Annotated in this window: 19 protein-coding genes and 2 tRNA genes; 3 read left to right on the top strand and 18 right to left on the bottom strand. The window is 38.0% G+C overall.

What is annotated here, in order from left to right; genetic code table 11:
- Positions 1-68: 68 nt before the first annotated feature.
- The 14 genes from ACM03V_RS21750 to murA form a co-directional block, all read right to left on the bottom strand.
- Complete coding sequence (locus tag ACM03V_RS21750) at positions 69-1,472, bottom strand: hypothetical protein (RefSeq protein WP_414622885.1); 1,404 nt, start codon at positions 1,470-1,472, stop codon at positions 69-71.
- Positions 1,473-1,566: 94 nt separating this feature from the next.
- Positions 1,567-3,585, bottom strand: a complete 2,019-nt coding sequence (locus ACM03V_RS21745; protein ID WP_414622884.1) for an HAD family hydrolase — start codon at positions 3,583-3,585, stop codon at positions 1,567-1,569.
- 59 nt (positions 3,586-3,644) lie between these two features.
- Positions 3,645-4,637 (bottom strand): ribose-phosphate pyrophosphokinase, encoded by a 993-nt coding sequence (locus ACM03V_RS21740; RefSeq protein WP_414622883.1) that lies wholly within the window; start codon positions 4,635-4,637, stop codon positions 3,645-3,647.
- A 66-nt stretch (positions 4,638-4,703) separates the two neighbouring features.
- Positions 4,704-5,966 (bottom strand): glycosyltransferase, encoded by a 1,263-nt coding sequence (locus ACM03V_RS21735; RefSeq protein WP_414622882.1) that lies wholly within the window; start codon positions 5,964-5,966, stop codon positions 4,704-4,706.
- Positions 5,967-5,988: 22 nt separating this feature from the next.
- A complete protein-coding gene (locus tag ACM03V_RS21730; protein ID WP_414622881.1) occupies positions 5,989-7,098 on the bottom strand; it encodes a glycosyltransferase family 2 protein in 1,110 nt (369 codons plus the stop codon).
- Between the two features lie 4 nt (positions 7,099-7,102).
- Positions 7,103-8,092, bottom strand: a complete 990-nt coding sequence (locus ACM03V_RS21725) for an NAD-dependent epimerase (protein WP_414622880.1) — start codon at positions 8,090-8,092, stop codon at positions 7,103-7,105.
- A gap of 25 nt (positions 8,093-8,117) precedes the next feature.
- On the bottom strand, positions 8,118-9,398 hold the full coding sequence (locus tag ACM03V_RS21720; protein WP_414622879.1) for a glycosyltransferase: 1,281 nt from the start codon (positions 9,396-9,398) through the stop codon (positions 8,118-8,120).
- A gap of 85 nt (positions 9,399-9,483) precedes the next feature.
- Positions 9,484-10,773, bottom strand: coding sequence for a polysaccharide ABC transporter ATP-binding protein (locus ACM03V_RS21715; protein ID WP_414622878.1), 1,290 nt, complete (start codon positions 10,771-10,773; stop codon positions 9,484-9,486).
- Positions 10,774-10,775: 2 nt separating this feature from the next.
- Positions 10,776-11,666, bottom strand: coding sequence for an ABC transporter permease (locus ACM03V_RS21710; protein WP_414622877.1), 891 nt, complete (start codon positions 11,664-11,666; stop codon positions 10,776-10,778).
- 351 nt (positions 11,667-12,017) lie between these two features.
- A complete protein-coding gene (locus ACM03V_RS21705) occupies positions 12,018-12,809 on the bottom strand; it encodes a WecB/TagA/CpsF family glycosyltransferase (RefSeq protein WP_414622876.1) in 792 nt (263 codons plus the stop codon).
- 474 nt (positions 12,810-13,283) lie between these two features.
- Positions 13,284-13,526: a hypothetical protein gene (locus ACM03V_RS21700; RefSeq protein ID WP_414622875.1), complete on the bottom strand. Its 243-nt coding sequence runs from the start codon at positions 13,524-13,526 to the stop codon at positions 13,284-13,286.
- Between the two features lie 1,651 nt (positions 13,527-15,177).
- Positions 15,178-15,259: transfer RNA gene (locus ACM03V_RS21695), tRNA-Leu, on the bottom strand.
- Positions 15,238-16,116: a M48 family metallopeptidase gene (locus ACM03V_RS21690; RefSeq protein ID WP_414622874.1), complete on the bottom strand. Its 879-nt coding sequence runs from the start codon at positions 16,114-16,116 to the stop codon at positions 15,238-15,240. The genes ACM03V_RS21695 and ACM03V_RS21690 overlap by 22 nt, the downstream gene beginning before the upstream one ends.
- A gap of 306 nt (positions 16,117-16,422) precedes the next feature.
- The gene (gene murA, locus ACM03V_RS21685; RefSeq protein ID WP_414622873.1) at positions 16,423-17,826 is read right to left on the bottom strand and encodes a UDP-N-acetylglucosamine 1-carboxyvinyltransferase; all 1,404 of its coding nucleotides are present in this window, start codon (positions 17,824-17,826) and stop codon (positions 16,423-16,425) included.
- A 260-nt stretch (positions 17,827-18,086) separates the two neighbouring features.
- Between murA and ACM03V_RS21680 the strand changes: the two genes are divergently transcribed.
- Both ACM03V_RS21680 and ACM03V_RS21675 read left to right on the top strand, forming a co-directional pair.
- Positions 18,087-18,170, top strand: a tRNA-Leu gene (locus tag ACM03V_RS21680).
- A 112-nt stretch (positions 18,171-18,282) separates the two neighbouring features.
- A complete protein-coding gene (locus ACM03V_RS21675; RefSeq protein ID WP_414622923.1) occupies positions 18,283-19,062 on the top strand; it encodes a TrmH family RNA methyltransferase in 780 nt (259 codons plus the stop codon).
- Between the two features lie 243 nt (positions 19,063-19,305).
- Here the strand turns inward: ACM03V_RS21675 and ACM03V_RS21670 are convergent, their stop codons facing one another.
- From ACM03V_RS21670 to ACM03V_RS21660, 3 genes are all read right to left on the bottom strand, one after another.
- A complete protein-coding gene (locus tag ACM03V_RS21670; RefSeq protein ID WP_414622872.1) occupies positions 19,306-19,440 on the bottom strand; it encodes a reverse transcriptase N-terminal domain-containing protein in 135 nt (44 codons plus the stop codon).
- Between the two features lie 189 nt (positions 19,441-19,629).
- Positions 19,630-19,782, bottom strand: coding sequence for a hypothetical protein (locus ACM03V_RS21665; RefSeq protein ID WP_414622871.1), 153 nt, complete (start codon positions 19,780-19,782; stop codon positions 19,630-19,632).
- Between the two features lie 454 nt (positions 19,783-20,236).
- Positions 20,237-21,442, bottom strand: a complete 1,206-nt coding sequence (locus tag ACM03V_RS21660; protein ID WP_414622870.1) for an RNA-guided endonuclease InsQ/TnpB family protein — start codon at positions 21,440-21,442, stop codon at positions 20,237-20,239.
- Positions 21,443-21,493: 51 nt separating this feature from the next.
- Between ACM03V_RS21660 and tnpA the strand changes: the two genes are divergently transcribed.
- On the top strand, positions 21,494-21,895 hold the full coding sequence (gene tnpA / locus ACM03V_RS21655) for an IS200/IS605 family transposase (RefSeq protein ID WP_414622869.1): 402 nt from the start codon (positions 21,494-21,496) through the stop codon (positions 21,893-21,895).
- Between the two features lie 51 nt (positions 21,896-21,946).
- Here the strand turns inward: tnpA and ACM03V_RS21650 are convergent, their stop codons facing one another.
- Entirely contained in the window at positions 21,947-22,192 is a 246-nt protein-coding gene (locus tag ACM03V_RS21650; RefSeq protein ID WP_414622868.1) for a hypothetical protein, read from the bottom strand.
- Positions 22,193-22,313: the final 121 nt, after the last annotated feature.

Below are 22,313 nucleotides of genomic sequence, written 5' to 3'. Positions count from 1 at the left end.
TTGATTATATTGATAAATAATCAATAGGGCTTCACATTTTATATTTTCAGTGTCAATTAGCTATCAAACTATGAAGATTGGTTGCTAATTTTTTTCAGAAAAATACTACTTTTTAACTTACCGAATAAAACTCTCAAATTATGAGTAATATGGAGTATATTCGGATTAAGAATAATTTGGAAAAGACTGTTACTTCTAGCAAGTGAAGCAGGTACCCAAATACCCTTAAATGGCTGTTTACCCAAAATCACTAGTTTCAAACAATTAATCACACTGTAAGCAGGAGCTAATTCGTAAAGTACTTTTTCTCCTTGGTCGTCAGCGATTAAGAAAGAACCAAAGACTTTCGATTCTTCAAAAGAAGGATGAAAAATAAAAGAATCTATTAAAAGATCGGTGGCTCTCAGAAATAGTTCAACGGAACAATCTGACTCGCTAAAATTAGTAGTTAACTGCCGCGCAAACTCAACAGCAGCATTTTGAAGGACGTATAAGCCCCAATCAATTACAGTTTGATTTTTCTGATAGCGTAGAACAGGAATATACTGCTCGCCAACTTGTTCGTATCTCATGGTGCCACCATGATCGGCGGAAACAAAAAGCTCAACTATATGTTTGTGTTTAGAAATATGCTGGCGTTCTGGTTTATCGTTAGCATAAAATGCCAACAGATGGTCAGTAGAAAGTGCTTTTAATTGCTTTTCTAAAGCAAAGTAAAATCCATAAACTCCGGATTCTGGATATAATCCAGCACTTTTTAATAAGTGACTAAAAGAACGTTGTCCCCGTCCCACCCAACCAATATCAACAATTGCAAAAGGTAAATCATCACCGACTTTTTCTTGACGGAAATAGCCAATTGCCTTTTCACGATAGGTAGCAGCGGTGGCTAAAATCAATTCTACTACTTCTGGTTCTTGAAAAACCTGCTTGAGTTGATCGCGCTCGTTACGACTAAGATTGCGATTCCAGTTAGATTTAGCAAAATCAAACCTTTCTAGCACACCTTCAATTTGCTCTGGAGTTATATTTACCCGTTCGCAAACTGAATGCACTGATAAAAACGTGGTGCTGTCTAATATCCAACCTAATTCGGCTTCCCCAACCTGCATTAATGCAGGAGCGTGCCAAGCTTGTCGGGAGCCATATAAATAGCGACAATCAATTTCGTATTTCCAATTTTGACAAATCTCTTGAGCAATTTTATGAAGAATTTGTCCATCTCTGGCAACAAAATAAAGTCTTTTAATTCCTTTTTTTTTCGCTTCTACTAAGCACCAGTGAACAAAACCAAATAAAATTGGCGCGATCGCACTAGCGGTTGTATCCCAGATAACTTGTTTATCAAAACTTGTTTCTTTTGATTGCAAGCGGGTATCTTTACTGACTTTAGCAAGTAGGTTGCGGAAGTCGGATGGTAGCTGGGAGTCTTGTAAAATCAGTTTTTCGTATCGATTTAGGTGAGTTATCATAAAATTCTCGTCATGAAGATTTGCATTTAACGCAATCAACTACGATAGACCTTTCATCTATTCGAGTTACAAGTGGGTATATCAGTACAAATAATTAAGTAGCTTTACTTAGTCGTTTTCTGAAGATGCTACGTTTCAAATAACCCCCAATCATTCTAAAAGGATGAGTCATATTGACTATTCTTTCATTCATCAATATTCTGAAAATAGGATAGCTTCTTTTAAATGATGCTGGGAACCAAACATTCTGATGTGGGTGCTTACCGCGACTTATAAGCTGAAAACAGTCAATCAGATTGTAAGCAGGTGATAGTTCATAAAGTATATTTTCACCTTGATCTTCAGCCATCAAGAAAGAACCAAAGACTTTTGCTTCATCAAAAGAAGGCTTTTGCACAAACTCTTCCATCAAAACATTAGTTGCTTCGATGAATAATTCGGCGGGACATTCCTGCTGACTCAAATTTGTTGTTAATTGTTTAGAAAACTCAACAGTGGCATTCTGAAGCACGTATAATCCCCAATCAATTGCGACTTGATTCTTTTGATAGCGCAAAACAGGATTATATTGATTGTCACATTGTTCGTATTTAACTGTACCACCATGATCTGCGGCGAAAAATAATTCAAATAGACATCTGTATTGGCAAATTAGATCGCGATCGCCTACAGGGTTGTCGCCGTCATAGAAATAAGTAAGTAGTTTGTCGTTTGGAAATGCTTTAACTCGTTTTTCCAAAGCAAAGTAAAATCCATGCATACCTGATTCTGGATATAATCCCGCACTTTTAAGTACTTTGCTTAAAGAAGCGAGCGACCTTCCAGTCCAGCCAATATCAACAATTGCAAATAACCCATTACCCATTTTTTCTTGGCGAAAATAACCAATTGCTGCTTCCCGGTAACTAGTAGCAGTTGCGACAATTAACTCTACTACTTGTGGTTCTTGAAAAGCTTGTTTTAGGTGCTTGCGTTCGTCAGAACTCAGATTATGATTCCATTGGGATTTAACAAAGCCAAATTTTTCTAAAATATCTTCAATTTGTTCTGGTGCTATATTAACCCGTTCGCAAACTGAATGTACTGATAAAAATGTTGTCTCATTAAAAATCCAGAAGTATTCTGCTTCTCCAACCTCCATAAGTGAAGGTGCGTGCCAAGCTTGCCGGGAGCCATATAAATAGCGACAATCAATTTCGTATTTCCAATTTTGACAAATCTCTTGAGCAATTTTATGAAGAACTTGTCCATCTCTAGCAACAAAATAAAGTCTTTTAATTCCTCTTTTCTTAGCTTCTTCTAGACACCAATAAACATACCCGAATAGCACGGGAGCGATCGCACTTGCTGTGGTGTTCCAAATAACTTTTTTATCAAAACTTGTTTCTTGAGACTGTAAGCGGGTCAATCGGCTCATTCCAGCAAGCAGGGAGCGAAAACGTAATGGTAATTTGGAGTCTTCTGCAATCAGTTTTTCGTATCGATTTAAGTGGGTTTGAGTAATGGGTTCAACTTTAACTCCTTGTTTTTTAGCCATTTTCACGTCAGAGTGTAAGTTGTCTCCAATATGAGTTAACTCAGACGCTTTGACTGACTCATTTTTCAAGCAATGTTGAAATAATTTACCATTTGACTTACTTTTTTCTATTTCGGATGAGACATACAAAGTACTACCCGGTGTCCAGACATTGTTTTCTTTGAGAAAAGTCCGAATTATTTTCTCAGATAAATACATATCTGACATATAGATCAGCCGATTATTTACTTGTTGTAATTCTTGTATTTTTTGCTGTATTGCGGGTACCGGACGCAAAGAAGCCAACTCTAGTTCAATTTCTTTGTGCATAGCTTGTTGAGCTTGAGTTGTTGACCAACCCAACAAAGGAGCTAATTGTTGATAGATTTGTTGTACGCTGACTTCTCCAGTTTTCGATGCATCTCTGGCCGCGCTTTCTGCTTTTATCCGCATCTGCTGCCAAGAATCTGCTGATACCTCGATTAATTTTTGTTGCCTGAACTGTTCTCCTAATTCCCAAAATAAATCTGTGGGTTTTGCCCAGACTCGAACTAAACACGTTTCAAATACATCGAAGGAGTAGACTTTTGTAACCATAATTACTCAATGTTAATTTCCAAATTACTTGATTTTGTGATTTATAATGGTCGTTTACTTTAAGTAAACAAGCTACTCATGGAAGCTTCTTTATGAATCCGAAAAATAGCTTCACCAATATAGTTGGCGATAGATATTACTTTTAATTGTGAAAAACGCTTTTCTTCTGGAATGGGAATCGTATTTGTGACAATTACTTCTTCAAGACAGCCACTTGATAGTCGTTGAACAGCAGGAGAAGACAACACTGCATGAGTTGCACAAGCATAAACTTGTTTTGCTCCTTCTTGACGAAGAATCTTTGCTGCTTCTGTAATAGTTCCAGCAGTATCAATCATGTCATCTACAAGAATGGCAGTCTTACCACGCACATCACCAATGACATTCATTACTTCAGCACAGTTATGAGCTTGACGGCGTTTATCGACAATAGCGAGTGGAGCATCATTAAGCTTTTTAGCAAATCCTCTTGCCCTAGCGACACCTCCGATATCGGGAGAAACTACTACAACATTGGAGAGATTTTTATTGCGAATGTAGTCTAAGAGAACAGGGGAACCGTAGATATGATCTACAGGAATATCAAAAAATCCTTGAACTTGGGCAGAATGTAAATCTACTGCGACTACTCGATCTGCCCCTGCTTGAGTAATCAAGTTTGCGACTAGTTTAGCTGTGATTGCTTCACGTCCAGTAACTTTGCGGTCTGCTCTAGCGTAACCATAGTAAGGTAAGACTGCCGTAATCTGCCGTGCTGAAGCCCGACGGCAGGCATCAATCAAAATCATCAATTCCATAAGGCGATCGTTAACAGAATGGCAAGTTGGCTGAATTAGAAAAACATCGCCACCCCGAATTGACTCTTGAATTTGCACATAAATTTCGCCATCGGCAAACTGTTTGCGAACCGTGGGAATTAAATCAATGCCTAGATAACGAGCGGTATCTTGAGCCAGTGCAATGTTAGCCGAACCTGAGACAAGATAAAAGCGGTCACTGTCGGGAATTTTTGAGAGAGTTGATGGAAGAGGTGCGGTTGCAGAGCTAATCATAAAATAAATTCCTCAATAACTTTCAGCTTTTAATGAAGTTCGCGGTCAAATTTTTGGTAGATCGTGTTACACGTTGAATAGTTGTTTTGATTGCTTTATATCGTCCGAAAGCGGAAGATTTTGGTAGATTTTCAAATGCCTTTCGAGAAACGCAGTCTTAGAAAAGTTATTTTCAACATCCTTTCTTGCCTGCTGACCCATTTCTCTCAAGTTAGGAGATAATAATGCTTGACGCAATGCTTGGTTTAATGCTTGTTGGTTGGCTGGTTCAACTAAAACACCGTTGCTTCCAGATTGGATCATTTCTGGAACTCCTCCGGTGGCAAAACTAACTACTGGAGTAGACGCAGCCATTGCTTCAAGGACTGTAAGTGGCAGATTATCGGCAAGGGTACAGAAAAGCATAATATCTGCTGCTGAATAAACTTGAGCCAAAAGTTGAGGGTCTTTTATATAACCCATTTCTTTAACCTCAAGCCCTTCTAATGCTTGCTTCAATTCCGTGTTACAAATTCCTACCGAGATAACAATTGGAGACAAATCGCGCACGCTTTGAAGAGCGGCGATCGCAAACTTCACTCCCTTACGAGGATCGTCGAGAACGTGTGCTGAAATGGCAACTACTGGACGATTTTCTGGAATGCCTAAACTAATTTTTACATCCTCTTTTTTTTCCGTAGGGAAAGGTTTTAAATCAATACCATAAGGAATGACTAAAGGTGACGTATTAAATTTAAGTGACTTATGAGCTTCTGAAAGCATCCAATTACTGGGAAATATGTAGTGAATAGGAAACTTATCTGCAACCCATCGTTTGATTGACTGAACTTGTCTTGTGCGGTCGGGAATTGGTTTTTGATTTTTTCCCGTTGGTAATTGAGGACACTGATGACAATTGGTAGTAAACTTATCGCAGCCCATTGGGTAAAGACAATAACCTGTAAAAGCTGAACAGTCATGTACCGTAAAAAAAGTAGGTTTCCGTCGAGCCGTTAAAGCTAAGGTAAGCGGAGATATAGCACTATATAAATCGTGAAAATGAACAATATCGTAATTATTAATAACCCAATTCAGATTTATCCAATATTCAGCAGGAAAGAGTTCGTAGAAACCTAATTCATTTGTCTTTTGATGAATTTTTTTACAAAGTTTAATTCTACGACCACCTCCATAAAGATTTTGCTGAAATGAAAGAGGTTCGTTACAGTGAAAAGCAACAAAATGGTCTGCTAAATGTCCAGCCTCATTTAACCAAGCAGCCAAGTCCTCAGCGACTCTACTTGCTCCACCTCCACTTCTATCAGATTTACTAACGACAGCTACTTTCATTTTGATAAATATTAAATATATTCTATGTATTTGCTTTGATTATTGCTTTAAATTTTAATTTGCCTACTATACGTAATAGCAAATTTTTTATACCTTTAATATAATATTTAACTAATCCTAATGGGTACCACATTAATGTGTATAGAGAGATATAAATTTTTGCTATAAATTCATCTTTATTACTTAAAGTTTTCATCCAGGCAATAAATTGGTTGCCTGTTAAGGTCTGTAATTCTTTAGATAGCTCGCTTTTAGAAATGCTATTTGACGTTTTTCGATTAACAAATGCCCTAGTTATCTCTTTCATGAGATTATGTATTACTATAAGCTTTTTATTAACTGGAATAGTTTTCGTTCTACCATACTCCATCCAAAATTCTTTTAAAAATAACGCTTCTTCAAAACTGATTTCTTTGCCGATTAACTGATGAATGTTCTGTTTAACTTGATTTATGACATAAGCTTCTTGCTCAGAACTTTTTACCAAACTTATACTTTGATTATGACGACGCTGTTGTAATAAAACTTCCGGTAATATAAAGATTTTTCTAATTTTAACTATACGACACCAAAGCTCGTAGTCTTGGCTATAACGGTAGCTCTCACAATAGCCACCTATATCTAGTACTAGTTGTTTTCTAAAAACTACTTGGCTGTGACCTGATAAGCGGTTAAAGAACAATAAATACCAAGCTACTAAATCAGGAGCGCAAGCACTCAAATCCTTTCCGATAAAACCACCTTCAGGGTTAATATATTCTATTTCACAAGACGCTAAAGCAACCTCTGGCTTCTCATTTAATACTAATACTTGTTTCTCAAAACGTTGTGGTAAAGATACATCATCTGCATCCTGTCGAGCAATGTATTCTCCCTTTGCTATTTTTAGTCCTTTATTCAGTGACTTTGTTAATCCAATATTTTCTAGATTATTAACTAAAACAATACGCGAATCTTTTTCTGCATATTCGTTAATAATTTCCCAACTATTATCAGTAGAGCAGTCATTTATAATAATAAATTCAAAATCAGTAAACGTTTGATTGAGAATACTTTCTATAGACTCTCGCAAATAATAAGAGCCATTATAAACCGACATGACAACGCTAATTTTTGGATTTTCTTTGTTCATATTTTTATACGCGGTAATAGGAACGGTACCAATCGACAAAATGTTTTAAACCAACATCAAGTGATGTCTTAGGTTTAAAGCCTGTATCTTTCATCAAATCTTCAATATCAGCGTATGTTTCTGGAACATCTCCCGGTTGCATTGGGAGCAGTTCTTTTTGAGCTTTTACGCCAAGGTGTTTTTCTAAAGTCTCGATAAATTCAACAAGATTAACGGGCTGATTGTTGCCAATATTATAAATTTTGTAAGGTGCTGATTTTTTTTCTGCTGTTAAATTAGATTGAGGAATTTTGTTTGTAACTTTAACTATTCCTTCTACAATGTCATCAATATAAGTAAAATCCCGGCGCATTTTACCGTAATTAAATACCTTAATAGGTTTTCCACTCAAAATTGCTTGAGTAAATGAAAAATAAGCCATATCTGGTCTGCCCCAAGGTCCGTAAACCGTGAAAAATCGCAGACCTGTTGTTGGAATTTGGTATAAATGGCTGTAGGTGTATGCCATTAATTCATTAGCTTTTTTCGTTGCTGCATAAAGGCTAACTGGATGATCAACCCGATCGCCTACAGCAAACGGAATCTTGGTGTTTGCGCCGTAAACTGAGCTTGAAGAGGCATAAACGAAATGTTGTACTTCTGCGTGACGGCACCTTTCTAAGATATTGGTGAAGCCTACTAAATTGCTGTCAACGTAAGCATGGGGATGCGTTATTGAGTAACGAACACCTGCTTGGGCTGCTAAATGAACTACTACGTCTGGTTTGCAGTTAGCAAATAATTCATCTAATTTAGACCGATTTGCGAGGTCTATTTGAAAGAATTGAAAATTTTTACGATTGAATAATTGTTCTAGGCGTGCTTGTTTCAAGCTGACATCATAATAATCGTTTAAGTTATCAATACCGATGACATTTTCACCATTGGCTAGTAACTTTTGGCTTAGGTGAAAGCCAATGAAACCGGCTGCTCCTGTGATTAAGATTTTGCTCATATCGAGGATTAATAAATGTTAACGATTAACCAATTCCCTTGTCGGTTTTAAAAATATTCTTCCAGTACATCTTTAGTACACTGTTGATACCATTAATATATCTAAGTAATTTTTTTCTAGGATTAGTTTGACTATATTCAATTTTCTCTAGTCTTTCGACTGCAAAATCCAAAATGGAATCTGTGCGACTATCCCAAGTAAATTTCTGCACTTCTTGAAAAGCACATTCAGCCAAAGAATTTGCCATTGAGGGATTGTCTAATAGTTTTATTATTGCCTCTTTGAAAGATAGAGGTTTATCAGGTTCTGCAAGTAAGGCATTTTCTTGATCGCGTAAAACCGTCGTTATATTTGACAAGGCTGAAGCAACAATTGGTCTTCTAACAGCCATATATTCAAAAAGTTTTAAAGGACTAGTAACTTCAGCTAAGTTCCATGACTTACTCGTAGGTACAAGTAGAATATCTGCTGCATATAAATATGATGTTAATTCAGATTGCGCTACATGACCGACAATATGCACATTATGTAATTCTTTTTCTTGACAAGCTGCTTTTACTCTATTGACATCATCAATCCATCCTCCTACTAAAACAAATTGACATTCTGGCATAAGGCAAGCTGTTTCTATAATTGTTGAAATTCCTTTATATTCATATAAATGACCTGAATAGAGAACGATTTTAGCATCTTGAGGTAAAGATAACTTCTGGCGAGCTATATCTTTTTCCTGATAAGGTAGAAAATTTTTAAGTTCTACAGCACTATGAGTAACTAATACTTTATTATGGTCTAAACCTAATTGGATATAGTTCTCAGCTAATCGGGGTGATAGAGTAACGACTCCAATTAGATTTTTATTATTTAAAAATTTACAGTGTGGAGAATCTTTATCAATTGGTTCATGCCACTCCCAGAAGACAGGTAGTCCTATCTTGAGTAAGAGATCAACAATAACAAGTGAGCGAGTGTACACTAAGGAAGGAGATTTCAGACAAGCATATAAGACAGCTAATTTAAAGTAATATTGATTGTAATAGTTTTTCGGAAAAGGGGTGTTTACCTTCAGGTGTATTGGTAAGCGTACTAACTTAAAATCACGGTCTAGTCCATACCAACTCTTAAATTCTGCATCTATCCCTTTCCAGGCTGAAAAAAAATCTCCACTAGTTACTAACTCAAATTCTTTAATTTTTTGAGAAAGAACCTGCGCCATCTTTGCAATTTGTACAGTATGAGCCATTTGTGAAGGTAAGTTTCCAGGAGATAAGTAGATTAGTGATTTTATAGGAAGTTCCAGTTTCATACATAACCTCAAAATTGAAAATTATTAAGTAACTTAACGATGAAATTATCGTTGAAAATAAGTTAACGAGCATCAGCACTACTTTTTACTTGCTGCTAACAATAAACCAATTTCGAGGTTGGTAAAACATACAGTTAGTCATATTTCCATCCGACTTTACTGAAAATACAAAATTTTCAATTGTCTCGAATGTATAAAGTTCTCTTTTAACTTTAATAGTCATACTGTAAGTGCCTGATTTTAAACAGAGATAAGGCATTCGGACTTGCATTTCATGTTCTCCTGGAAGCAGTTCAAAAAAAAATTTATCGTTAGCACCACTCAAAAACAAGACCTTACCACCTTCTCCTCCCAATTCTGTAATTGTTAAGTGAAGATTAATTTTGTCAAATCTTTTGTAAGCTTTACATTTAATGCAGAAATCAATATATTCACCAGTTACTAGTGATTCAATAATATTTTCTTGTTTATTTCTGAAGAAGAGTGAAACAATGTCTATTCCTAAACTTTCACTTTCTGGTTTAGGTGGTATAAACATCGAACTCAAAGTTTTTTTTGCACTATTATTTTGAAATAGGTCTTCATCATATTTTTGTATAACTGCTGCGGTCTTATCATTGATAATTAACTTTCCCCTTGATAAGTAAACAGCGGAATCACATGCACTTAATATTGCTTGAGGGTTATGATTAACCAAAATAAAAGATGTGTTATTCTCGCGCAACTTTTGTAACTTACGATAACATTTAGCTTTAAATTTAGCGTCACCGACTGCAAGTACTTCATCGACCAACAAAATCTCCGGTTCAGTATGAATCGCACAGGCAAAACCCAGCCTTGCAGCCATTCCAGAACTATAACTCTGCACAGGCGAATCAATCGCATCCTCAATTTCTGCAAATTCTACAACTTCATCAAATCGCTCATCAATTTCTTTCTTCGACAAACCCAAAATTGACATATTTGCATAAATATTTTCTCTTCCTGTCAAAATCGGATTAAATCCAGCCCCCAACGCGATCAATGGTGCTAATCGACCATTGATTTCAACAAAACCAGTATCCGGCTTAATCAACCCCGCAATAACTCGCAACAAAGTTGATTTACCACTACCATTTTTCCCAACTAACCCTAGTGCTTCCCCTCGACGCAATTCAAAGCTGACATTATCTAATGCCCAAAATTCCTTGGGTCGTAATTTATCACCTTTTTCCCGCAGTCCTAATATTTCAGCAGCAATATCTTGAACGCCGTAGAATAAAGACTTCTTTAAATCGCGACAAAACCTTTTAGAAACCCCATTTACTGAGAGAACAACTTCACTATCGTTATTCTGTGGCTGTTGTGAAATTTCTTCTTTATTAATGCTTACCATAATTACGAACTAATCCTCTCAACTACATAGGGCATTGACAAACGGTAGACAACCCAAGCTACTAGCAGTCCTACAATTGCAATTAGACTTGCAATCCAAAATCCTTGAGGTTCAGAGATGACACCTGTTGTTGCTAATTCCCGCGTTGTCACAAGTAAAGGTGTAACGGGATTAAGTTTAACAATGCTGCCAAATACTCCATCAGTCGGAACGGGGTAAACAACTGGTGTGAGAAATAGCCAGAAACTAGTTGCTAAGGTAATACCTTTAGAAAAATCTTGATAAAGTGCGCTCATGGGAGCTAATAAAACTCCAATAGAAGTTCCTAATAATATCAAGTGAATTAAGGCGACTGGGGCTAAAATCACGCTCCAAGTTACTGGAATTTGAAACCAGATGAACAAGGCGATAATTAATATCAGTTTGATGCCAAAGTTAAAAAAGACTTCTCCTACTTTGGCTAGAATCAAGGCTTCACGAGGAAAGCTAATCTTTGCCACCATTGCCTTAGCCGCTGCTACAGCTTGAATCGGACCTTGGAGTGATTCAACAAAAGTTTGCCATAATGTCATGCTGAACATGACGTAGGCAGGATAAGGAATATCAGTATCACCGATATTTACAACACCACCGTCTTTAGCAAAGGTAAAGGTAGCAGCCAGAACTACCGCAGGGATGACTGCCCAGAGAAAGCCTAAAAATGACTGACGGTATTGAGCGCTAATATCCCGCACCATGAGCCGCCAAGCGAGTTCTCTTGATGCCAGCAGATCCCGCCACATATTTTTAAATAATTGCAGCGGATGCCTCATTTGGCTCTCAGGTCGATGCACTACTCTAGGAAAGGAACGCGCTATTTTATTTTGTTTAGAATTAGAGGAGCGTTTATACATAAAATATAACTAATTATCTAATCATTTAACTAATTGATTTTGTCAATAAAATAAATTTAATCATTTAATGTTTTGGCTCAGATAATGTCATAACTATCAAAATAATAGATGCTAAATTTACTGTAATTGTTCCTATTATTAAAGTTGTTTAATTATATAAACTGACATTAATAATATCTTTAATATTCCTTTTTGTTTCAGACAAAAGTCTAAATTTGTTTCGAGTTAAATAATATGTTTAGTTATAGAGGTGATGCTCAAACTTTATTATTCAAGTTTCATCACCTCCGCTGCTATTCAACTCAATTAAATCAAAACAAACAAGTACTTGGCAATACAATTAAGTATCTCTTATTTCAAATTACTAGCAGAATTCGACACCGAATAATTAGTAGTCATCAACTGCTTCATCGCCAACCACATAAATGGTGGAATAGTTTTTGTATATCTACCCCAAAGACGACGAGGTTCTTGCAACCATCGATATAGCCATTCAAAGCCAGATTCTCTGACTATGCGAGGTGCCCTTTTCTGAAGTCCTGCATAAACAGGGAAAGCTCCACCTAAGCCAATCATTACTGCATGAATTTTATCTTTATGTTCGGACATCCACTTTTCTTGTTTTGGACAGCCTAAAGATACAAACACGATACCTGCACCACTTTGATTAATTTTTTTAATCAATTCTTCGTCTTCACTTTCTGTAAGCGGACGAAACGGTAATGGTTCCATCGCGGCAATATTCAATTCAGGATATTCTTCCTTTAATTTGCTTCTCATTCCGGAAAGAATTTGTTTTTGAGAACCTAGAAAAAAGAGACTTACATTCTGTTTTGGCGCAGATTCACATACAGAAGCTAAAATATCCAGCCCTGCTACTCTATCTTGAGAAGTAGCCCCTAACTTTTTCATCATCCAAACTAAGGGCATACCGTCTGGAGTCACAATATCAGCATCCTTTAATACACCGGCGAACTCAGGGTTCCAGTGAGCTTCCATCAACATATGTACATTTGCTACACATACTGTTTTACTTTTATGTTCGCTTGCCCACTGAAGAATTGTTTGTATTTGTTCGTTTAAACGCAAAGCAGTAATCGGAAAATCTAGCACTTTCCGAGTCGGCACAACTGCCTTCACCATAAGTCACTCCTTGTGTAACAACTAAAATAGCTAAGAATATTCGACCAAACTTAATATAGAAAAAGTTATGTTTTAGCCCAGCCTTACTAGCTTAAAACTTGATGAATGGTCGGCACTTGACACAGGTTGATGCAGTGGCTCTTAGTGTTAACTTTAGCTTCCCTGGTAATTTTTGAATCACTCTATATTACAGTATATTAATTTACTCGTAAAAAACAGCACTTTCAGTTGTTTTAAGTAAACTTTATATTAACTTTACAAACCTGGTAAGTTAAGTTCATAGGAGCATTACAATTGCAGCAAATTATACTTATAAATATTAGTCGAAAATTTCACATAAAGCACATAATTTTTAAATAGATTGATTAGATAATCGTATTCTTACTTGTAATATTTAATATTTATCAAAATAATATTACAAACATTTAATCTATTTATATACATACATTTATTAACTAGGTAACAGACTTAGTTTTAAAACAGTTGTATCAAATATAATTTATTTCTCATGAAATAAAAATTTGCAAAAAAATGGGGGAAGATTGATTGTTCTTCCCCCTGTCTATTATTGTTGCCCTTATCTTGTTTATTGTCTTCTTTCAACCTTTTTCGTAGCATTTGCTGCTGTTTCTTGAGTTGTCGTTTTCTCGCAGCACCGCCTTTACCTTTATCGTTTCTTCCTTGTCGGCGAGGAGACTCCCAGCTTTTCAGTCGCATAATTTAATTGTCCTTTTTATTTTATTGACAGTAAATTTTTTTTCGCCATTATGCAAAGTATAGCATAACAGAAAGATTCAAATTATAGCTGATTCTTTAGTTAGATTATTTGATCGTGATTCACAAGTTATAAGCTTGTTGATTGATAAGTAAAAATAATCTATAATAGCTATACTCGGTTCTGAATATTACCATTCTTTTAACTATATTTTTATTTGGTATCAATGAATTTTAACCATAATATCCACAGTTTTAGCCCCAGACGGATGGGATGGTAGTTTAACATCATATTTAAGCTAAAAAGCTGTTATAAGGCAATAGATAATTACTACCTGCCGATGCTTATTCACATGATTTAAAAGATGATTGGAATAAATCTCAAAAAGTTTCTTATCATTACTTTGAGTGATAAAGAATAAAGTTAGTATTAACTGATATCTTGCACCATTGTCGTTAAGCCCGAATTCCCGCCTTGTAAGCCGGAGGCTTTCTCGCAGAGAAATCAATTGATGCGGCTAATATACCGGCGTAGGTTCAAACGCACTAAAAGCCTCATTCAGTCGTCTTTAGACGACTTTGTATGTGAGCCTGGGAATTTATTCCAAGGCGGTTGTTGAGAATGTTGCAAGAAGTTAGTATTAATCATAGATACATTGCTTCACTTCCGTTTTCAGGAAATAAATGTATAATTTTTTAACTAGCATTATAAACTTATCTAATCTGGTACATAGGCAATCGCAACGAGAAACAAGGTATTGTAAGTAGTTACAATCTCTTCAAACTCATGCTGTAAGTAGGTTCACATCTTGCACCATTGTCGTGAAGTCCAAATACTCGCCTTGTAAGCCGGGGGCTTTCTCGCAGAGAAATCAATTGATGCGGCTAATATACCGGCGTAGGTTAAAACGTACAAAAAGCCATACCTAGTCTGATGAATCAGACTTTGCGTTTGAGCCTGGGAATTTATTCCAAGGTGGTTGTTGATACTGGTGTAAGATGTAAGTAGGTTGGCGTTAAAAATCGTAATTAAGACAAGGGAGTAGGTAGTAGGGGCAAGGCTTTAGAGCCAATTTACATTCTGTAACATAGGTGGGTTTATTTGCGCCAATTTACTTACTCCCTGCTTTCTATTCCCTGCCTGAAGGAAATATTAAATTAGTTTTACATGGGTAGTAATACAAGGGCGTTACTGTATCATCGATCTTGCATCCCCTGTATTTGTAGCAAATAATATTTATCAAAAAAGCTTTCCTAAATAGACATCTCCGAAAAAAATTTCTATGGTTTCAAATTACGCGCCAACCTAACCCCCCTACCCCCCTTCCCTATGAGGGAATGGCGGTTTTTTAAGCCTCTCTCCCAGTGGCTACGGTGTACACACATCTCGCCTCTATCCCCCTAAATCCCCCTTTTTAAGGGGGACTTTAACTCCCATTCCCCCCTTTCCAAGGGGGGTTAGGGGGGATCAAAACGCTATAAAACCAACTTATAAGACTTGTGTGTACACCGTAGCTCCCAGTGGGGGAGAGGTACTCTACGAGAAAACGCTCCGCGTTCATGGAGAGGGGTATTTTTCATTTCCGGAGATGTCTAATACGATCGGGAAAGCTTTGAGTACAATATTCTATCTTTAACTGTTCTATATTTTAGATGGGCCGGGAGAGACTCGAACTCTCACACCTTGCGGCGGCAGATTTTGAGTCTGCTGCGTCTACCAATTCCGCCACCAGCCCTTGGGGTCAACTTCACTATTATACCCTATTTTTTGATTTTGCAACAACTTTTCATAATCTCTACTGCTTGCCCACCTGTCAATTTCTCTGGCACGGAGTACTGGTACGGGATGGGTTAATTGTGCGGTTCTTGCTGTTTTAACCATTTCTCCCAGTTCGTTCTTACTTATATCGTCATAAGCGCGAGCTTGTTCGATAAATGCATCAAGGTTGAGTTGCGGAGCGATAGTAGGTGAACCACCCGCCAATTTCATCAACACCGACATAACTACTTTGGGATCTTGGGTTGCTAACAAAGCAGCGCGATCGCAAGTAAATTCCGCGCAACGAACCCATTCTAAAAGCTGTGCTTGAATTGCTTGTGCTAAAACTGCGCCAACGTTAGGTAAGGCTGTGGCAGCTAATATTAATATATTGACTGGAGTTAAATAAACGCTATGGTCGCATTTAAGATGTCCTAGCTCATGAGCAATAACTGCTTGAGTTTCTTCGGGTGTGAGCATATCAATCAAAGAAGTATGCAGTACCACAAAGGGTTGCTTACCTCGCATCGCAAAGGTGTAAGCATTAGGAGCAGGATGTTGTTTAATGTAGAGTTGCGGAGGTTCAATATCAAGTATTTTGCAGGCTTCTAGCAAAAGTTCGTTTAACGCCGGTAATTGTTTGTCGCTTACCAAAACGCTAGAAGCAATATTTTCTACATAAAAAACTTGTTCTGCCAATGGTCCTAATAGATTCCGTACCATCATATCCAAACCTGGAATCTGCTTAAGCGTGGTCGTTGCCTCTTTATCGAGGGGATGGCGGAAATTATCCGCTTTAAGACCGATTAGTGGGGATTTTGCAATTAAAGACATGGGGTGTTGCGAGCTCTACAGAAAGGAAACTACGTTTCGGGGCTAGTCAAACAACCCCTCAAAAATAGTATAACTACAACAAAGGCAGACGAGCTGCCCCGCCTACCGATACTTATAGTTATGAGTTATGAGTTATGAGTTATAAGTTATGAGTTATAAATTCAAAACTTCCAACTTCCGCGTCATTATCAATAGAACTTACGTAAAGCCCCCCTTAAAAAGGGGGGTTGGGGGGATCTGAGAGTTGGGAATACCTACGTTTTGGCTGCGGTTGCGGCCATTCCCGAACAACACTAACTTAACTAATTAACTTGAAACAGAAGCAGTACCATTAGTAGTTTCAGAACTTTTTGGTTTGATTGCCGCACCTTGTGCTTCGGCTTCTACACGTTCGATTTTTGCTCCTAGTTTCTGCAATTTTAAATCGAGTCTATCGTAACCACGGTCGAGGTAATTCAATCCCTTGATTGTAGTTTCACCGCTTGCTGCTAAGGCGGCTACTACCATAGCAGCAGCAGCGCGTAAATCAGTACCTTCAACGGGTGCGCCAGATAGTTTCGATACTCCTCTAACAAAAGCAGAGTTGCCTTTGACACGAATATCTGCTCCCAAACGATTCAACTCCGAAGCGTGACGCAGACGATTTTCAAATACGGTTTCATTGATGATGCTATCGCCGGAAGCTACTGCCAGCAAAGACATAAATGGCGCTTGCATATCGGTAGGAAAACCCGGATGAGGCAAAGTCTCAATGTCTGTTGCCTTTAAAATTTTTGCTGGCTTAATACGCAAAGAGTTAGCCGTTTCTTCAATTACAGGAACTCCGATTTCCTTTAATTTCGCAATCACCGGCATTAAATGCTCTGGCATTACAGGTGATAATAGTAATTCCGAACGAGTAATTGCTCCTGCAAGTAAAAATGTACCAGCTTCAATGCGATCGGGAATTACGTTGTAATCGGTAGAATGTAATTCCGGAACGCCCTTAATTATAATTTTACTGGTTCCGGCTCCTTGAATTTTTGCGCCCATCGAAATACAGAAGTTCGCCAAATCAACGACTTCTGGTTCTCGTGCGGAATTTTCAATAATTGTTTCGCCGTCTGCTAAAGTTGCAGCCATCATTAATGTTTCAGTGGCTCCAACACTAGGAAGATCCAGGTATATTTTGGCACCTTTGAGTCGGCCGCTGCCATCGGTAACGCTCGCGTTACAAATACCATGTTCTATTTGAACTTCGGCTCCCATTGCTTGCAAACCCCGGACGTGAAGATCCACTGGTCTTGCGCCAATTGCACAACCGCCGGGTAAAGGCATTTGTGCTTCTCCTAATCTTGCTAGAAGAGGGCCTATAGCAAAGAAACTTGCTCTTAACTGAGTGACTAGTTCGTAAGGAGCTTTCGAGGTAGTAATTTCACTTGCGTCAATGTCTATAATGTTTCCATTGCGTGACAAGCGCATACCTAAAGCTGACAAAACTTCACCCATCCGCGATACGTCTGCCAATAAAGGAACGTTGCGGATGCGACAATCTCCCGAACACAACAAAGCTCCAGCCATTAACACTAAAGCAGAATTTTTCGCTCCGCTGATAATTACATGACCATCGATTGTGCGCCCACCCCAAACTTTTAAGACTGAGGAGTCTGTTTGAGGAGATAAATTCGTGTCTGGTAAACCGTTAGAAGTATTAATAATTCTATCCTCCATATAGTAAATAATGGATTTTATAAAGGAAGGAAGTTGGTTTTGATTCTACAGTAAAGAATCCATTTGTCTACATATCCGCGATACATATACTCAGTTATCAGCCAACACTGAACAGTGAGCAGTGACCAGTATTTACCCCCAACGGTATTCGCGTATAGTAATAGATCGTCAGTTACAAATTTTCCATGTTTTTTAAAAAGAAATTATTATCTTGACAAAAGTAAATAATTAAGTAAAAATCAAGAATTGTCAATAAAATTGCGGAACTGGCGGAATTGGTAGACGCGCTAGATTCAGGTTCTAGTGCCCCACAAGGCTTCCGGGTTCAAGTCCCGGGTTCCGCATTGCTTTAAGTTTGACTTGTTGAAAATCAAGTATTCTCCGTATAAATGAGTCTCGGACAGTTTCTACAACATCGGAAATCATAACAGAACGCTGCCGGGAAAATCTAAAATGGTGCTGACTAGTTTTCAAAATCCTTTGGTAAAACAAATTCGCAAGCTCCACTCTAGCAAAGAGAGGCACAAACAGGAATTGTTTTTGTTGGAAGGGACGCATTTATTAGAAGAAGCTTGTGCTACGAATTATCCCTTGGATAGTTTATGTTGTACTTTACAGTGGCAAGCAGGGCACGAACAACTTTGGCAGCTAGCTGTGGAAAAATGCGATCGCGCTCTTGTTGTCAGCGAGGATGTAATGAAAGCGCTGGCTACCACGGTGCAACCAGATGGTGTAGTAGCGACGGCTAAACGCGGGCATACTACCGAATTACCGTTTAGCGGCTTACAGGTAGCTTTAGAAACCGTGCAAGACCCCGGTAATCTAGGAACTATAATCCGTACAGCAGCAGCGGCTGGCGCATCGGGTTTGTGGTTGAGTAAAGATAGTGTGGATTTAGACAATCCCAAGGTTTTGCGTGCTAGTGCCGGACAATGGTTTCGTTTACCGATGCAGATCGGTGAAAATTTACAAGCGACAGTAATCAGTGCGAAACAAGCGGGTATGCAAGTAATTGCAACTTTACCAAGTGCAAATCTAACTTATTGGCAGATAGACTGGCAAAAACCAAGTTTAATTTTATTAGGTAATGAAGGTGCTGGTTTATCGACTGAGTTAGCACAAATGGCAGATTTCAACGCGAAAATTCCGCTTCAACCAGGGGTAGAATCTTTGAATGTGGCTATTACGGCAGCTTTGTTACTATATGAAGCGCAACGTCAGAAAATTTCTACTTAGCAATTTGCGACTGTTGGCAGTTGACATACTCCAGTAGGGTCGAGGTGAGCATTTCTGCTCTACCCCTCCCATCCGAAACCGTGCTTGATAGTTTCCCATCACACGGCTACTCAATGTATTATCTATTATCAGTAGACCTCTTGCGCTTTAGGGATTATTATTAGGATGTCATCTACCCACAGGTAATTGACTTTTTTGTAAAAGTTATCTAAATCTTTAAGGGATTTGGATATCTCTTGATTCCTAATTTATATCTCCACGACGAGAGGCAGCATAAATGCGCTTTTGTAACTTGAAGACATATCTTTCGACTTTTCGCCAGTTAATACTCTTCCATCCCACAATATTCGTTTCCGAATTTGTATTAGGCTTATTCATTACTACTTGTACCTTTAGCTTTTGATACATTGCGGGTCACGTCTGCTTATCCCGGAAATTACTCCATCCCTTTTCAGGCGTTAATTGTCGGTTCAATTTGGACATTTGCTTCTTGACCCATCTTCACCAATCACACCATATGGTTTGACGACCTACCGAATACGGAGATGAAATTGGGTTACTTCGTTCCTACATTTCATTGCTAAATACGACGGCGTATTTAGTTGATTTGTGTTCTTTAGGGTACATCTGTCCGCCTGTTGAACTGGAAGTGCGATACATGAAAGCCGGAGTCATGTATTCCATTGTTCTATCTGATATTCCAGACGTAAGGTGTGGCATAACCCACTAGCTTATATCCCTTACTCGTCTTTCTTAGACGGTTCGGTAGATGTTTCGTTTTTCTACCCCACGATGTCCTTTTCCTTGATGTAATCTTAGTCCAGGGTCGGTTATGGAACACTTGCTCGCGGTTAGGCGTTTTCAGCAATTATCGCGCTGTCCGCTTTCAGTCCCGCATACAAATATCTGGGAGTCAATCCAGACGTAGGGGAAACTCCTCTCTCTTCTCACGAAGAGGGGCGCTCTGTGCTTTCAAACCCGCACCGGGTCGTAAGGAGTTGGATTTCTAGGATACTCGCCTCACCTTAATGAAAATGTAAGTTATCATTTCTTCAAAGGATTATAAGTGCGAACTCAACCCGATTTAGGTTACTTTGAAGAAAAGTCTCTCATCCCCTCGCAGAGCGAGTTTCGAGAGAACGAATCGCACCCGACCTGAAGGTGCGGGGATTCTTCACGCTTCAATGACTGACGCGACCGTTGTCGTCTTACTCTGTCTCGACGTGCATTTATAGTCGTGGCAATGCCCCATCCCGACTTTGTTTATATTTTTAGCTGCATTTTCGTCTCGGTCGTGTTCGGTTCCGCAATTAATGCATTGAACCGTCCGAACTTTTAAATCGAGCTTGCCCCATTTGTAACCGCACTCAGAACAAACTTGACTCGTTGGCTCCCATCGGCTAATGACTACAAATTCACGGCTATATTTCTGACACTTTGCCTCGCATAAAGTTCTAAATTCTCTCCAACCTTGAAGACTAATAGCCCTAGAAAGTTTGCGATTTTTAACCATTCCCGAAACATTCAAATTTTCTAAAACGATAGTTTGATTTTCACTAACGATTTTAGTTGATAATTTGTGCAAGAAATCTTTGCGAATATCTTTAATCTTATTGTGCAACTTTGCGACTTGAATCCTAATCTTATCTCTACGATTAGAGTCTTTACTCCGTTGGCGAGCAAGTTGTTTTTGCTTTCGTCTCAAACGCTTATCTAGTTTTGAATAGTTAGGCGAAATGTGGCGGACAGAGTACTCTGCCCGCCCACTTTCGCGACTTTTAGCCTTTTCACCATTACTCATAAAAGCAAAAACTTTAATACCCAAATCAATACCGATGCTTTGGTTTTTAGCATCAACGCGAATTGGCTCAACCTCTACAACAAAGCTGAGAAAATAACGATTAGCGCAATCCTTTATTACAGTAACAGACGTAGGTGGAGTAGGTAATTCCCTAGACCAAATTGGTTTAATATTGCCAATCTTGGCTAGATAAATTTCATCACCTTTTATTGAGAAGCCACCAATTCTAAAACGTGCTGATTGTTGATTAGTTTTATTTTTAAACTTTGGTGTACCAACCTTTTTACTTTTACTTTTCCCTTTTAGAGAATCAAAAAAGTTTTTGTAGGCAACTCCCAAATCAGCAACAGACTGCTGTAAAGGAATATTAGAAACTGTACTCAACCAAGCACGTTCAGCAGTTTTCTTTGCTTGAGTAATAACTAGCTTTTGTAAGTCGTTATTACTTGGCAGTTTGTCCGACTGTTTACACAAAGCCAGAGCATCATTAAAAACCACACGGACGCAACCGAACAACTGAGCTAAACTCTGTTGCTGTTGGTCTGTTGGATAGAAACGATACTGATACCTAGCTTTCATGGTTAGTGTTATAATTGGTCTGTATCTCAATTATACATTGGTCTGCATATAATGACAACTATATTTAGAAGAGAAAGGCATAGTGTTACAGACTTAAAAATACACTTGGTCTGTGTGACAAAATATAGAAGGTCTGTATTTACGGCAGAAAGTCTTGGAGTAGTTGAAAAGTCGTTTCGAGAAGTCGCTGAAAAGATGGATTTTCAAGTGATTGAATTTAATGGTGAAGGTAATCACGTTCACTCGCTAATTGAATATCCACCTAAATTATCTATATCTCAAATAGTTAATGCCTTAAAAGGTGTATCTAGTCGCAAATATGGGCAAGCGGGATATAAAAAACCCCATAAGGAATCTTTATGGAGTCCGAGTTATTTCGCTATTTCTGTAGGAGGTGCGCCGCTAGAAATTTTAAAAGAGTATATTAAGAATCAAGAAAAGCCGCTCCTTTAGAACGGGGCTTGTATCCCATTATTTTTGGTCAAAATATTGCAGTTCTGAATTTTATTTTTCTTTACTTTCAAAATATTGCTCAATATCAGCTACCGCATCTTCCCACTCAGCTAAATTAAATTTCGGTGATTCTTCTGCTGGTTTTGCTTTTGTATTATCAACTTCTAATTCTTTTTCTAATTCTTTTTCTGGTTGTTCTTCAGTTTGACTTTCTTCTAACAGAAGTTGCAACTCATCTAAGGATTTTTGAAATTCTTCTGCTGCACTGTTACGTTGTCCTTCTTCGTTATGCTCCATAATATCTAGTTTTGTTTTAATTCCTTATCTTATATTTATAAGGTGCATTTATACCCAAATAGTAAAATTACAGTAGGTTGATACCTTATTATACACTCCTATTTCAATGAGTATTTATGCT

Source organism: Calothrix sp. CCY 0018 (assembly GCF_963920925.1).
Lineage (GTDB): Bacteria > Cyanobacteriota > Cyanobacteriia > Cyanobacteriales > Nostocaceae > Rivularia.
Note: the sequence above shows the minus strand (reverse complement) of the source record. Positions and strands in the feature narration are given on the sequence as shown.

Coding starts and splice junctions, on each gene's coding strand:
- ACM03V_RS21660 (WP_414622870.1), bottom strand. CDS start 21,442: ATGAAAGCTAGGTATCAGTATCGTTTCTATCCAACAGACCAACAGCAA.
- ACM03V_RS21705 (WP_414622876.1), bottom strand. CDS start 12,809: ATGGTGAAGGCAGTTGTGCCGACTCGGAAAGTGCTAGATTTTCCGATT.
- ACM03V_RS21750 (WP_414622885.1), bottom strand. CDS start 1,472: ATGATAACTCACCTAAATCGATACGAAAAACTGATTTTACAAGACTCC.
- ACM03V_RS21715 (WP_414622878.1), bottom strand. CDS start 10,773: ATGGTAAGCATTAATAAAGAAGAAATTTCACAACAGCCACAGAATAAC.
- ACM03V_RS21730 (WP_414622881.1), bottom strand. CDS start 7,098: ATGAACAAAGAAAATCCAAAAATTAGCGTTGTCATGTCGGTTTATAAT.
- ACM03V_RS21725 (WP_414622880.1), bottom strand. CDS start 8,092: ATGAGCAAAATCTTAATCACAGGAGCAGCCGGTTTCATTGGCTTTCAC.
- ACM03V_RS21700 (WP_414622875.1), bottom strand. CDS start 13,526: ATGCGACTGAAAAGCTGGGAGTCTCCTCGCCGACAAGGAAGAAACGAT.
- ACM03V_RS21740 (WP_414622883.1), bottom strand. CDS start 4,637: ATGATTAGCTCTGCAACCGCACCTCTTCCATCAACTCTCTCAAAAATT.
- ACM03V_RS21665 (WP_414622871.1), bottom strand. CDS start 19,782: ATGCCACACCTTACGTCTGGAATATCAGATAGAACAATGGAATACATG.
- ACM03V_RS21710 (WP_414622877.1), bottom strand. CDS start 11,666: ATGTATAAACGCTCCTCTAATTCTAAACAAAATAAAATAGCGCGTTCC.
- ACM03V_RS21735 (WP_414622882.1), bottom strand. CDS start 5,966: ATGAAAGTAGCTGTCGTTAGTAAATCTGATAGAAGTGGAGGTGGAGCA.
- tnpA (WP_414622869.1), top strand. CDS start 21,494: ATGACAACTATATTTAGAAGAGAAAGGCATAGTGTTACAGACTTAAAA.
- murA (WP_414622873.1), bottom strand. CDS start 17,826: ATGGAGGATAGAATTATTAATACTTCTAACGGTTTACCAGACACGAAT.
- ACM03V_RS21650 (WP_414622868.1), bottom strand. CDS start 22,192: ATGGAGCATAACGAAGAAGGACAACGTAACAGTGCAGCAGAAGAATTT.
- ACM03V_RS21720 (WP_414622879.1), bottom strand. CDS start 9,398: ATGAAACTGGAACTTCCTATAAAATCACTAATCTACTTATCTCCTGGA.
- ACM03V_RS21670 (WP_414622872.1), bottom strand. CDS start 19,440: ATGAATAAGCCTAATACAAATTCGGAAACGAATATTGTGGGATGGAAG.
- ACM03V_RS21745 (WP_414622884.1), bottom strand. CDS start 3,585: ATGGTTACAAAAGTCTACTCCTTCGATGTATTTGAAACGTGTTTAGTT.
- ACM03V_RS21690 (WP_414622874.1), bottom strand. CDS start 16,116: ATGTCTTTAATTGCAAAATCCCCACTAATCGGTCTTAAAGCGGATAAT.